This window comes from Ferruginibacter sp. SUN106 (assembly GCF_050611765.1).
Classification (GTDB): Bacteria; Bacteroidota; Bacteroidia; order Chitinophagales; family Chitinophagaceae; genus Ferruginibacter.
In genome coordinates, this window is record NZ_JBODJC010000005.1 from 500814 (window position 1) to 513551 (window position 12738).

The window sequence follows — 12738 nt, forward strand, 5'->3', positions numbered from 1 at the left end:
AAACCGGTTTTATTGCTTTTGCAGTTTGATTATTTTATGCTCCTGCCCGTTATTCCAATCCAGTGCAATGCTATATATTCCTGCTGCAAGATTAGCCATATTAATATTTAACTGGTTGTTGCCACTCAATAGCTTATTATTTTGTGTTAATACTAATGCTCCTTTACTATCAAATATTTTAATAAAAATTGGTGACGCTATTCTTGTATTTACATTTACAAACAACGTTTGTTTCACAGGGTTAGGAAAGGTCTTTAGTTCATTATCTGCTGCTCCGCATTGTATACGATTAATAGCAGTGTATTGCATTTTTCCATCAATATCTGTTTCAACTATTTTATAAAAAGCAGGCTTGTATGAAGTGCTGTTATCTGTAAAGGAATAGGTTTTTTCTGTACTGCTATTACCTGCTGCCGCCACAATTCCAACTATAGTAAAATGAATACCATCATCACTTTTTTGTATAGCAAAGTTTTTACTATTTTGCTCCTGCGCTGTTTTCCACGTAATGTTTACTGCATTGCTGTTGCAACTAACTGCAAACAATAAAAAATGTACAGGCAAAGGGTTATTTGCTGATGATAATGTCCATCTTGAAAAATCTGCAAGTCCTGATTGCCCAACATAATTTGCTAAGGCATCTCGTACAGTAAATCCCATATTTACCCATGTAGTATTGTTGTTACTTTTCCATAAGGTTAAATTATTTTCTGTAAGGCCGTTTAATTCTGTATCAAAATAATTAAGGCGCAGTGTGGCATTTAATGCTGTATTGTTAGTGGGTATAATATCATAATACCGGTAAATACTATTACCTGCATTGCTACCATTTACCTGAGAAGTATGGCCACGGCGGATGATGGTGCTGCCAAGGTTTTGTGATGAGGTGATGATAGCTCCTAAATTTCCGGGATTAATTGCAGGCGGTGCATTTAAGATATTAGTGATCTCCACATAGCCGCCGCCGGTACCCGTTATCCTGCTGTTTTCATTTTCACCATTAAGCAATGCAGTAGGTTGCAGGTAAATAGTACTGTTATTTAAATTAATTAAACCAGAGGTAAAGTTTACAGCAGTACCGATATTAATGTTTTGTAAAAGAGAAATTTTTGCTGTGCCTGTTTTTGCGATCTCCATAATATCAAACAAGGGAATATTGCTTCCGGAAATAGTATTGTCTGCAGCACCGGTGAATACAAATTTCCCCTCACCCGAAAGTTGGTTGATGGTACCGTTATTTACCAGGTCTATATCCTGCAATGTTATTACAGCGTTACCGGTAGTTTTTATTACAGCACCAGCCTGAACAAATAATTGTGCAGTTGCAGAGAAGGCAAAAAATAATACTATTGCTACGGTAACTATAAACGGCTTCATAATATTCATTCTTTAAAAAAATAATTTAAAATAGCAGTTAAAGCCATATTACCGGTTATTGATTAACAACTACCAGTTTTTTTGCAGCTGCATCTTTTTCTTTTATTGCAAGTACTTCATTCAGCTTTGTTTCTAATAGTACCATCTTGCCGGCAAACTGATTTTGCAGGTCAAATAATTTTTTTTCTAAAGCAAGATTGTCCTGTTTCAATTGTTCATTTTCTTTTGCTAATGTGGTACTTCTTTTTTCCAATGCCTGCAGGGCAATCATCATTATACCATCAATGTCTGCACTGCCTATCAACGTATCACAACCAATTTTCCCAATACCGTCGTTACCAAAGGCATTGTAAAATTCCTGCGCCATTGGCCCATAGTGGCGAAAATTTTTTGCGCTTTGTGATTTATAATTCCAGCTGCCCAATTTCATTTTACCGATGCTGGTCAACACATATTCACCATCTGTTTTTTTGAATTTTTCTTTTTTTGTACTGTCCGAAATGGAACTCCAGGCATTATCGCCGCTGTTCATAAAAACACCCGTGGTGGTTGCCGCATTGGTGTACAGCGCATATCCACCATCCATCCTTGCCCTAAATTCATTGTCGTGAAAACAATTTGTAAACCCTACGCCTGAGGTGCCATCACCAATAATGAACGCCCCTTCATGGCCATTGGTGGAAACACGAGTACCCATGGCAGTGGAAATATTGCCCGATGCAACTGTACTGAACCCCATGGCGGTGGAAGTATTGCCCGATGCAACTGTATAGAGCCCCGTGGCGGTGGAAGCAAAAGCGGATGCAACTGTATTGGAACCCATGGCAGTGGAACTAGTACCAGATGCAACTGTACCAAACCCCATGGCAGTGGACCTAGCGCCAGATGCGGTTGTTTGATCACCCATAGCGGTAGATGTTAAACCCTTAGCTTTGGTAAATGCCCCCATTGCTACAGCATTTTCTGCCGAAGCTGTATCGTAATATCCCATTGCAGTGCTAAAATTTCCCGATGCAGCTGTTGTGTAGCCCATTGCTGTTGCATTATAGCCAAATGCCGATGTGCTGAGGCCCATTGCAGTGCTTGAAAATCCATAAGCAATCGAATTGTATCCCATTGCGGTGGATTGATCTCCCGCAGCAATGGTGTTGTACCCAAGTGCAATAGCATTAATACCCCAGGTCCAGCATTTGCTCCCTACCGCAAAAGAGGCATCACCGTCAGTAACAACAGAGTCGCCCAACGCAAAAGATTTATCCCCATTGGCAATAGTCTGATAACCCATGGCCGTAGCTGCATAACCGTTGGCCCTTACGGAATCGCCGAGTGCAAAAGATTTATCACCAATGGCACGGGCATAATGCCCTATCGAAAATGAATTATCGCCTACTGCATTGCTGTTGTTGCCTGCGGCAATAGTGTTGATGCCAAACGCAATATTGGTGCTGCCAATAGCGGTGGATGAGGTGCCCGTTGCACTGGTACTATTGCCCATGGCAGTGGAATATAAACCTGATGCATTGGTACTATTGCCCATGGCAGTGGCTGCTGTATTGCTTGCGGTTGTATTAAACCCCATTGCGGTAGATACTGCACCACTTGAAATGGTATTTCTGCCCATTGCCGTAGCATAATTTGCAGCCGCAAGGCAATTGTTGCCTAAAGCCGTTGTAGCATATTGACTTGCTTTGCTATCCAGTCCGGCAGCAAATGAGTACTGCCCAACATTAGCTTTATCCCATTGGGTACTACCTACACCGCCTGCACGAAATGCGGCATTGTCCGGATACCAAAATAAACGATTGCCTGCACCGCTTACCGGTGGCGGGGTTGCAGTAACCGGCAATGTTGCCGGTCCGGTAAATAACACACTACTATCTGCCACATGCAATGCTGCCAATGGGTTGGTTGTGCCAATGCCTACATGTTTTTGTGCAATAAGCTGTATAAAACTCACTACTAAAACAAAAAGGAAGAATATTTTTTTCATAAAAAATTATTTGATGGTATTTGTATAAAATTTATGTAATAATTTTTAATGGTTGGGGTAAGTCCAGCACACCACCGGTTTGGTATTTGATTTTCCATCCGGGTTTGAGTATTGCATTTTTATAAGAATGCGGGAATTGATAGCTGCATTCACGGAGGTATTAATGAAACTGTTTTACGCATGATAAGGTGATTTACATTTGAACTGTAAAGATTGCAAATGAAAAGCTGGATTACTATCACATGATGATGTGATACCTAAAAGCAGTATTTCGCTGTCAAGAGCGAACCACGCTTTTGTAAATAAAAAATGATTTGCACTACTGCAAATCATAATAAGACTTATCTGCGTAATTTTTACTCTTTAATTATTTTTTGTGTTTTAATTATTTTATTACCGTTCGTTATTTTTACAAAATATATTCCGGCAGGCGCATTCATTTTAATATTGATTACCTGGCTTTGCGTATAAGCGGTTTCGCTGAGTTTTTTACCAGATACATTAGTAATGCTCACTACAATATTTTTATATATTGCTCTTAAGTCAATAGAAAAGTTATTGCTGACAGGGTTGGGATATATATTTATCTCAGCGTTATCTACTATCCTTTTTAAATTGATAATATCAGAATAGGAAAATTTGCTGTCGGTATCAACTTGTTTTAGCCTGTAATAGCTAATATCTTTTAAGATTGCATTATCAGTAAATTGATATTGCTTTGTTGAGCTGCTATTACCTGCACCTTTTACTGTTGCAATTTTTTCAAATACAATACCATCAGCACTTCGTTCAATATCGAAGTGATCATTATTGGTCTCATAAGTGGTCGACCATTCTAATAAATTATTACTGCCATTATTTTTACCAGTAAAGGAAAGCAGTTTAATTGCTAAAACCGACTGACCTAATTTAACTATATACATATCGCTGCTACCTGCAGATGTAAGGTTAAATACTCCTGCACCGGGATTAAAATCTGCGACCCCGGCAAAGTCTCCTGTAGCATATACGTTTTGTGCTGCATCTACAGCAATACTCCATGCAAAATCAAAATTGGGACCACCCATTTTTATTGCCCAAACAAAATTGCCGTTGTTATCCAGTTTAGAAATAAAAGCATCATCATTGCCGGAAGTAGTCAAATTAAAAGTTGCTGCACCGGGGTCAAAATTGGCGGTGTTATCAAAATAGCCGGCTGTGTAAACATTACCTGATGCATCTAATGTAAGTCCGTAAGCTTCATCATCTAAAGGCCCGCCCATTTTTTTTGCCCAAACAAAATTTCCGGCGGCATCTAATTTCGAAACGAATATGTCGTAAAAAAAATTTGAGGCAACCAGGTTAAAAACACCTGCGCCAGGATCAAAATCTACTGTGCCTTCAAATTTTCCTGTGGTATAAACATTTCCTGCCGTATCTATTTTCATGGCCAGGCTTTCAATAGTTGCCACAGTAGAACCCTGGGGCATTTGTTTTGCCCATACAAAATTTCCTGATGCATCCAGTTTAGAAATGAATACTCCATAATAAAATGTGCTGGCGGTTAAATTAAATACTGCTGCACCGGGATCAAAATCGGCAGTACCAGAAAACCTGCCTGTTGTATAAACATTGCCGGAACCATCCACCGCTATCGCATCGGGTATATCAATTGAAATAGAAGCATCAAAAGGCCCTCCCATATTTCTTGCCCAAAGCGTATTACCATCAACATCCAGTTTTGCAACGAATATTGTTTTTGCAGTACCTTCCGATAAAGAGATCACACCTCCGGGGAAATTTGCTGTACCACGAAAAAAGCCGGTAACGTAAACATTTGCCGCTCCATCTACCGCAATACTCTGCCCCTGAATAGTTGATGTTGACGTACCGTCATTTATTTGTTTTGCCCATACAAAATTTCCGGCAGCATCTAATTTAGAAATAAATGCATTATTTATATTTGGATTGATACCAAAATTTGACACCGATAAATTATATACTCCCGGCCCCGGGTCAAAATCTACTGTACCACCAAAATAGCCGGAGGTATAAACATTTCCGGATGCATCGATTGCAACTGATAATCCATAGTTACCAAAACCGCCTACTGGCCCGCCAAATTGTTTTGCCCACACAAAATTTCCGGCAGCGTCAACTTTTGAAACAAAAATATCTATGTTAGCTGCGGTAAAGTTTACAACTCCCGGCCCTGGATCAAAGTCTACTGTACCACCAAAATAACCAGTGGTATAAACGTTTCCGGATGCATCCACTGCAACAGAACGACCAGTATTAGCAGAGGGGCCTGCTATTTGCTTTGCCCATTGCAATGCAGGCGCCTGTGCATTAGCAATTATCATTGCACTTAGAAATGCGGTTGTTAAAAATAATTTGTTCATATTGCTGTTTTTATTTTTTATGAGTAAACTTATGTGCTACAGATTTTTCTTACACATAACTTTACTGTACAAAATTTCTACGTAAAGATTGCAAATGAAAAGATGGATTACTATCACATGATGATGTGATACCTAAAAGTAGTAGCAGAAAAAAATATTATACCAACCGCTCGTTGACTGCTTTGGAAACAGCTTCGGTTTGTGTATGTACCTGTAATTTTTCGTAGATGTTTTTGATGTGCGTACGAACAGTGTCAATGCTGATAGAAAGATCAGCAGCAATTAATTTATAACTATTGCCTTTAGAAAGATTACTGAGAATTTCTTTTTCTCTTTGGGTAAGATTGTAGTTGTTATTTACCGGCTTGCTATTTTGTTGCATGCTTTGTATCACCATACGTGCAATGCCCGGCGACATAGGTGCTTCGCCTTGTAACACTTGAGTGATGGCATCTAACAAATGATCTGAAATATGTTTTTTTAAAAGATAGCCTGATGCGCCGGCACAAATGGCATCCAGCACATGCCGGTTATCATCAAAAACAGTAAGCATAATAACCTGCACCTGCTGATTGAATGTTCTAATCTGTTTCACTGCTTCAATACCGTTCATACCAGGCATATCAATATCCATCAGTATTACATCGGGTTGCAGTTCTTCTATTTGCGTTATCACTTCTTCCACCCTTGCGTAATTACCAAGCAGCAATAGATCTTTAGAGAAAGTAATTAAATTACAAAGGCTCTCCCTCAGGTTATTATTGTCCTCATATACAACTATACCAATCTGCATGTAATAAATTTATAAAGCCCTTTGCAAAGTAGCGCAATTATTTTTTAAGTTAATACCGCAATCATGTGATGGGCACAACAAGCTTAATATTGGTTCCTTTACCAGCCTCCGAGTTAATATTAATTTCTCCTCCCATAGCTGCGGCTCTTTCCCGCATGTTAATTAAGCCATTGCCAGTTTTAACAACTTTTTCATTAAACCCTGTTCCATCATCTGTAATTTTCAAATGAAGCGAATCTGCATCTTGTTCAATTTGTACAGTAAGATTTTTGCAACAACTGTATTTAGCCGCATTATTAATTGCTTCTTTAAACAGCAGGTAAAAATCTTTTCTTTTTTTGATATCTAATTTTATTGCAGAAAAATTGCCTGTTTCTTTAAAAGTATAATTAATGTTCAATGGCTCCAGTATTTCTGCAGTAAATTCTTTCATCCGGAAAATCATTTGTTCAAACGTATCATTTTGGGGATTTATAGCCCAAACAATATCACTCATACTTTCCATGATGGCTGATGAGCGGTCTTTTATTTTTTGCATATTAGCTCCCATCATAGTATCGCCATTTTCTTCCTGCTGCAAGGCAACTTTACTTAAGATATTAATGCTGGTTAATGTAGAGCCGATATCATCATGCAAATCCCTGGCGATATTGTTACGCATTCTCTCCATTTCAATTAGTCTGCCGGCCCGCTGCATTACCCTGTACCGGTTAACCACCAAAAATCCGATTAAAATAGCCATAGCCAAAAATATAATCACACCGTATTGAAATGACTTTTCTCTTTGCAAATTAGCTACACTTAATTGCTGATCTTTTTTTAATAAAGCGATTTCTTTTTCTTTTTTTTCGAAATTGTATTGTTCTTCTAATTTTTTTATCTCTACCTGTAAATCTTTTCCCTGCACACTATCGGCCATCTGGTGAAGCTTGTTAGTATACTCCAGTGCCTTATCAAACTCTTTTTTATTGGCATAATAATCTGCCAGGTATTGGTAAGAAGATATCTCTTTATTTTTATCCTGCATTTCTATTGAAGTTTGCAGGTTGGTCATTAACTTTTGTTCATCATTTTTTTGCAATGATATTGTAGTTTGCATAGCTATTTTTTCTGCATCAACAGCAATAAGCAGTGTGCTGTCTTTTAATTGCTGTGCAATGGTTTTAGCAGTTTCAAAATATTTGCTGGCCTTTTGTGTTTCTTTTTTCAATACGTACACTTTTCCTAATTCCACATCAGTTTTTGCTTCATCAGGTACAAGCTTTAATTCATGAAATGATTGCAGCGCTTCATTAAAATAGGCGATGGCTTTTTCATAATCACCCAACCCTTTATAAATTGATCCATATTGTGCAGTAGAAATTACCACCCCCCGTTTGTCATTCAGTTCTTTTTTAAGTGCTAATGATTTAGCATTGTAAGGTAAAGCTTCGTTGTATTGCCCAAGATTTAAAAAATCACTGCTGATACTTTGATTACAAAAAGATATGCCCCGTTTGTTATCAATTTCTTCAAATATCTTTAATCCCTGCAAATGGTATTGTAATGCATTCTTATACTCTCCCATATCCATATAAGTATTACCAATATTAAGGTACTGGCCGGCAATAGAAGTTCGTAAGCCTACCTGGGAGTTTTTTTTATCTGCAGCAATATAATCATTCAGTGAGTTTATCATAAAAGGCAGCGCTGCCTTATAATTACCCTGTTTTTTATAAAATAAGCCGGCAGCAAGATTATAATTCGCTTTTACATTATCAGGCACATTGGTAGCAGCAAGATTTTTTAGTAGTTGTAAATAATATTGAGCACTGTCTTTTTTGCCGGTATTGTTTTGCACCGATACCATTTGAGAATAAGCATAACTCAGCAGTACAGGGTTCTTAAGTTGTTCTGCCAGGTATATTGACCGGTAAAGAAATGCTTTGGCTTTTGCCATATCAGTTCGGGTGTATTCTGTAGCAATAGCATTAAGAGCTTTATTATGTTCGGTATCGTTCCTGCCGTCGTCAATAATCTTCTGCAGGCTATCAATAACCCTGCTTTGCGATAAAGACCTGTTAAACAGCACTAACAACAGTAATAATAACAGTGTTCTGATAGTTGGCATAGTTAATAGCCTTTACGGTTAATTTTAAGGATGAAGCTTTAATGTTTAAATATAATTAAAACCAACACAAAGTCCTATCACATGATAAGGGTATACTTATTATCGGTATTATTGTTTAAGGCGGTTGCTTATAGTACTCAGAAACACTAAAACCTTATGGTTGCTAATTGCAGGTTTTTTCTACCTTTACAGCAATAAAAACTATATTTTATGCCAGGTTTTGAATTATGGAGCGACGCAGAACGTAAACATGTTAACGACGTACTGGAAACAGGAATATTAATGCGCTATGGCTTTGATGGCCCCCGCAAAGGCATCTGGAAAGCCAAAGAACTGGAGCAGGAGATCTGCAATAGTTTTGGCAGCAAACATGCACAACTGGTAAGCAGTGGCACTGCTGCATTAACTACTGCATTAAGTGCACTAGGCATTGGTTATGGAGATGAAGTGATAATGCCGTCGTTTACATTTGTGGCAAGTTTTGAAGCAATATTAAGTGTGGGTGCTGTACCTGTAATGGTGGATGTGGATGATACATTAACTTTAGATCCGGCTGCTGTAAAAGCTGCCATCACGCCAAAAACAAAATGCGTAATGCCCGTACACATGTGCGGTAGCATGGCAGATATGGATGCATTGCAGGCAATATGCAAAGAGCATAAATTACTATTATTAGAAGATGCCTGCCAGGCAATTGGCGGCACTTATAAAGGGAAAAAATTAGGCACCATCGGCGATGCCGGTACTTTTAGTTTTGATTTTGTAAAAACCATTACCTGTGCCGAAGGTGGTGTGGTAATGACGAACAATGAAGACACCTATATCAAGTGTGATGGCTACAGCGATCACGGGCACGACCATAAAGGCAACGACCGTGGTGCAGAACCACATCCGTTTATTGGCTATAATTTCAGGATTAGCGAATTGCATGCAGCTGTAGGTTTAGCACAAATAAAAAGATTACCTGAATTTTTAGCCATCCAGAAAAAAAATCATGCAGCATTAAAAAATATTCTAGCCACCATTCCTGAAATAAGTTTCAGAAGAATACCGGATGCTGAAGGTGACAGCTGCACTTTCTTAAACTGGTTTTTACCTACTACAGAAATTATGCAGGCAGTTGTTGCAGAAATGAAAGCACAGGGAATTTTTGGCGGCAATTTTTATTGGTTCCGTCATAACTGGCACTATATAAATGTTTGGGATCATCTTAAACATTCCATTACATTAAATGCCTTAAGCCCCGAACTGAAAGAAAAAGTAATCTTCCATGCCAATAAAGATTTTAGTGCCAGCGATGCTATCATCAGCCGCAATGTTTCCACTGCTATCAGTTTAACATGGTCGGAAGAACAGATAAAAGAGAAAGGAGAAAAAATGGTGGCGGTTATTAAAAAGGTATTGAGTGAGATGGCGGTGCATGCGTAATTGCTAGTTACTCTTTTTTATCATGCCCCAATTTATTTTTCAAAAATTCTTCGAGCCTGTCTGCAAGTGATTGCACAGGCTCGCCAGGAACTGTTTTAAAATTACTCAGCGCATCTGCAACAGTATCCATTAAAAAATTATACCTCGAAAAATTTTCTTCCAATATTTTTTTATCTTTTGTTTCCCAGTAATTTCCCTCGTCGGATAATTTAAAATCAGCAAAATATTTATCTTTTAAATATTGTAGCAGGTTCAATAACGCCATATGAGCATCTACTCCTGCATATTGAGTTTTGGTGCTCACTACTTCCACCATTAAATCATTAGTTTCGGGATTGTTATATAGCAACTTTTCAAAAGAACATAATTTACCAGATGGGAAAAAAGTAAGCGCTACAGGTTCACAATTTTCGGGAGAAAAAGAAATGCCTTTCACATCTTCCATTTTATAACTGATGAAAGCCGGATTTTGAATATGCCGGGTATCATTACCTGAATTTTTCTTCGTAAAAACATTATACTGCCAGTTAAAGGTTTTACAAATATCTTCTACTTCAATAACCAATTCATCTATTAATGCATAATCTTTAATAGTGCCGCTATAATGTATCGATAATCCCATAATTTCCTTAAAAAGATTTTCCCGCATTCGGTTTCCCTTCCATCCAGTCGCATTGCTGCACACTACCCAACCTGAACTTAAATGGTATCCCGGTTACCTTTTCCAGCTGTAATTCTTTTTTGCAAAAGAAACCGAAATTTTGTGTATAAAAATTACTGGTTATGACCGGCTGAACGGCAGGAATTAGGGTTTTAAAAGGCGTTGTGGCAATTTTTTTTGGATATCCAATAAAATATTTATTCCCCGATTTTATAACCGACATATTGCAAATACGAGGCGTATCTTGTTGATTAGTAACAGAATAATAACCCCGGAAAGGTGGAATAACCGACGTGGATTTTTGACCGAAAGCGCCACTTCCCACAAAAATCATGCAAAAAAGTAAAAATTTAGCTTTTTCCTTCATTTTAAAACTAAGTTTGTAATTAAATTTACATTTTAAAATTAATAAATACGGCAATTAGGGCGTTAAAGTTTTCGGGAGGTGGTGTACTAATGCCGGTATGAAATCATTAAACCCAACCAGTTAAACCGAACTATGGCTTTAAGTCAGGGATTATATCAAAAACAATTACAAAAATTATCGCCTCAGCAAATTCAGTTGATGAAGTTGCTTCAGGTACCTACTGCCATTTTAGAAGAGCGTATTAAAGAAGAAATGGAAGAAAACCCGGCGTTGGAACAGGCTGAAGAAGATCATAAGGACGAATACGATGAAACCAATGATGAGTTCAAGGATTCTGAAGACGATTTTGAAGCAGATGGGAGCGAAGACGATTATGATAATTTAGACATCAGTGAATATGTAAATGAAGGTGATGACGAAGTGGGAGATTATAAATTGCGTGATGAAAATTATCCTGAGATAGACGACGGTAAAGTGATACCGCATAAAGTGGAGGTTGGTTTTAACGAACTGATGCTGGAGCAACTGGGGCAGCTTAACCTTGACGAGCACAAACAAAAAATTGCTGAACAGATCATTGGCAACTTAGATGATGATGGTTATTTACGCAGGGATATTTCTTCCATTGTAGATGACCTCGCTTTCAGGCAAAATATAATTACCACTGAAGAAGAGATAGGGCAGTTGGTTTTGCAGATACAACAATTTGATCCGGCAGGCATTTGTGCCCGTAACCTGCAGGAATGTTTACTGTTGCAATTAGAAAGAAAATTAGACGAAGGCAAACATGTGGAATTATCCATGAAAGTACTGGACAAATACTTTGATGAGTTTACCAAAAAACATTACGAAAAAATTCAGCGTGGTTTAAGTATTAATGATGAGCAGCTGAAAGAAGTAATTAAGCAGATCGTTAAATTAAATCCTAAACCGGCAGGCAATATTGGCGAAACCAATAAGGGAGAGAGCTATGTGATTCCTGATTTTTTCATTTTTAATAATGCCGGAAAATTAGAACTGACATTAAATAGTAAAAATGCTCCCGATCTGCGTATCAGTGAAGGGTATCGTGATATGTTGAAAGATTATGAACGCGGCAGTAAAAAAGATAAAAGACAGAAAGAAGCGGTATTCTTTATCAAACAAAAAATTGATGCGGCAAAATGGTTTATTGATGCTATAAAACAAAGGCAAAATACTTTGCTGAATACCATGGAAGCCATTATGAATTACCAGCGTGAATTTTTTATTACCGGTGATGAAACAGAATTACGGCCGATGATATTAAAATATATTGCAGAAGCCACCAACCTGGATATTTCTACCGTAAGCCGTGTGGCCAACAGCAAATTTGTACAAACAGAATTTGGTACTTACCGCCTTAAATTCTTCTTCAGCGAAAGTTTACAAACAGAAAGTGGCGAGGAAGTAAGTACCAGGGAAGTTAAAAAGATATTGAGTGACCTGATTGAAGAAGAAAGTAAGAAACATCCTTTAAGCGACGAACGCCTTACCGAATTGCTACAGGAAAAAGGATATAATATTGCACGCCGCACTGTTGCCAAATACAGAGAACAACTGAATATTCCGGTTGCCCGTTTAAGAAAAGAGTTATAAACCAAACTACCGAT

The 12738-nt window shown here is 38.0% G+C and carries 9 protein-coding genes; 2 read left to right on the forward strand and 7 right to left on the reverse strand.

Annotated elements, in window-relative coordinates; translation table 11 throughout:
- Positions 1-9: 9 nt before the first annotated feature.
- The 5 genes from ACQ334_RS21635 to ACQ334_RS21655 all read right to left on the reverse strand — a co-directional run bounded on the left by ACQ334_RS21635 (position 10) and on the right by ACQ334_RS21655 (position 8651).
- Positions 10-1377, reverse strand: coding sequence for a T9SS type A sorting domain-containing protein (locus ACQ334_RS21635; RefSeq protein ID WP_430990361.1), 1368 nt, complete (start codon positions 1375-1377; stop codon positions 10-12).
- Positions 1378-1432: 55 nt separating this feature from the next.
- Positions 1433-3367, reverse strand: a complete 1935-nt coding sequence (locus tag ACQ334_RS21640; RefSeq protein WP_430990362.1) for a tail fiber domain-containing protein — start codon at positions 3365-3367, stop codon at positions 1433-1435.
- A gap of 356 nt (positions 3368-3723) precedes the next feature.
- Positions 3724-5748 (reverse strand): SBBP repeat-containing protein, encoded by a 2025-nt coding sequence (locus ACQ334_RS21645; protein WP_430990363.1) that lies wholly within the window; start codon positions 5746-5748, stop codon positions 3724-3726.
- A gap of 157 nt (positions 5749-5905) precedes the next feature.
- On the reverse strand, positions 5906-6541 hold the full coding sequence (locus ACQ334_RS21650) for a response regulator (protein WP_430990364.1): 636 nt from the start codon (positions 6539-6541) through the stop codon (positions 5906-5908).
- A gap of 61 nt (positions 6542-6602) precedes the next feature.
- Entirely contained in the window at positions 6603-8651 is a 2049-nt protein-coding gene (locus tag ACQ334_RS21655) for a tetratricopeptide repeat-containing sensor histidine kinase (RefSeq protein ID WP_430990365.1), read from the reverse strand.
- A 210-nt stretch (positions 8652-8861) separates the two neighbouring features.
- On the opposite strand from ACQ334_RS21655, the gene ACQ334_RS21660 reads away from it, so the two are divergent.
- On the forward strand, positions 8862-10079 hold the full coding sequence (locus ACQ334_RS21660) for a DegT/DnrJ/EryC1/StrS family aminotransferase (protein WP_430990366.1): 1218 nt from the start codon (positions 8862-8864) through the stop codon (positions 10077-10079).
- A 7-nt stretch (positions 10080-10086) separates the two neighbouring features.
- Here ACQ334_RS21660 and ACQ334_RS21665 read toward each other — a convergent pair whose 3' ends face one another.
- Positions 10087-10701: a hypothetical protein gene (locus ACQ334_RS21665; RefSeq protein ID WP_430990367.1), complete on the reverse strand. Its 615-nt coding sequence runs from the start codon at positions 10699-10701 to the stop codon at positions 10087-10089.
- A 7-nt stretch (positions 10702-10708) separates the two neighbouring features.
- A complete protein-coding gene (locus ACQ334_RS21670; RefSeq protein WP_430990368.1) occupies positions 10709-11107 on the reverse strand; it encodes a hypothetical protein in 399 nt (132 codons plus the stop codon).
- Between the two features lie 132 nt (positions 11108-11239).
- Here ACQ334_RS21670 and rpoN point away from each other — a divergent pair, with 132 nt between their 5' ends.
- Positions 11240-12724 (forward strand): RNA polymerase factor sigma-54, encoded by a 1485-nt coding sequence (gene rpoN / locus ACQ334_RS21675; protein ID WP_430990369.1) that lies wholly within the window; start codon positions 11240-11242, stop codon positions 12722-12724.
- Positions 12725-12738: the final 14 nt, after the last annotated feature.

Coding starts and splice junctions, on each gene's coding strand:
- ACQ334_RS21660 (WP_430990366.1), top strand. CDS start 8,862: ATGCCAGGTTTTGAATTATGGAGCGACGCAGAACGTAAACATGTTAAC.
- ACQ334_RS21635 (WP_430990361.1), bottom strand. CDS start 1,377: ATGAAGCCGTTTATAGTTACCGTAGCAATAGTATTATTTTTTGCCTTC.
- ACQ334_RS21670 (WP_430990368.1), bottom strand. CDS start 11,107: ATGAAGGAAAAAGCTAAATTTTTACTTTTTTGCATGATTTTTGTGGGA.
- ACQ334_RS21665 (WP_430990367.1), bottom strand. CDS start 10,701: ATGGGATTATCGATACATTATAGCGGCACTATTAAAGATTATGCATTA.
- ACQ334_RS21650 (WP_430990364.1), bottom strand. CDS start 6,541: ATGCAGATTGGTATAGTTGTATATGAGGACAATAATAACCTGAGGGAG.
- ACQ334_RS21655 (WP_430990365.1), bottom strand. CDS start 8,651: ATGCCAACTATCAGAACACTGTTATTATTACTGTTGTTAGTGCTGTTT.
- rpoN (WP_430990369.1), top strand. CDS start 11,240: ATGGCTTTAAGTCAGGGATTATATCAAAAACAATTACAAAAATTATCG.
- ACQ334_RS21640 (WP_430990362.1), bottom strand. CDS start 3,367: ATGAAAAAAATATTCTTCCTTTTTGTTTTAGTAGTGAGTTTTATACAG.
- ACQ334_RS21645 (WP_430990363.1), bottom strand. CDS start 5,748: ATGAACAAATTATTTTTAACAACCGCATTTCTAAGTGCAATGATAATT.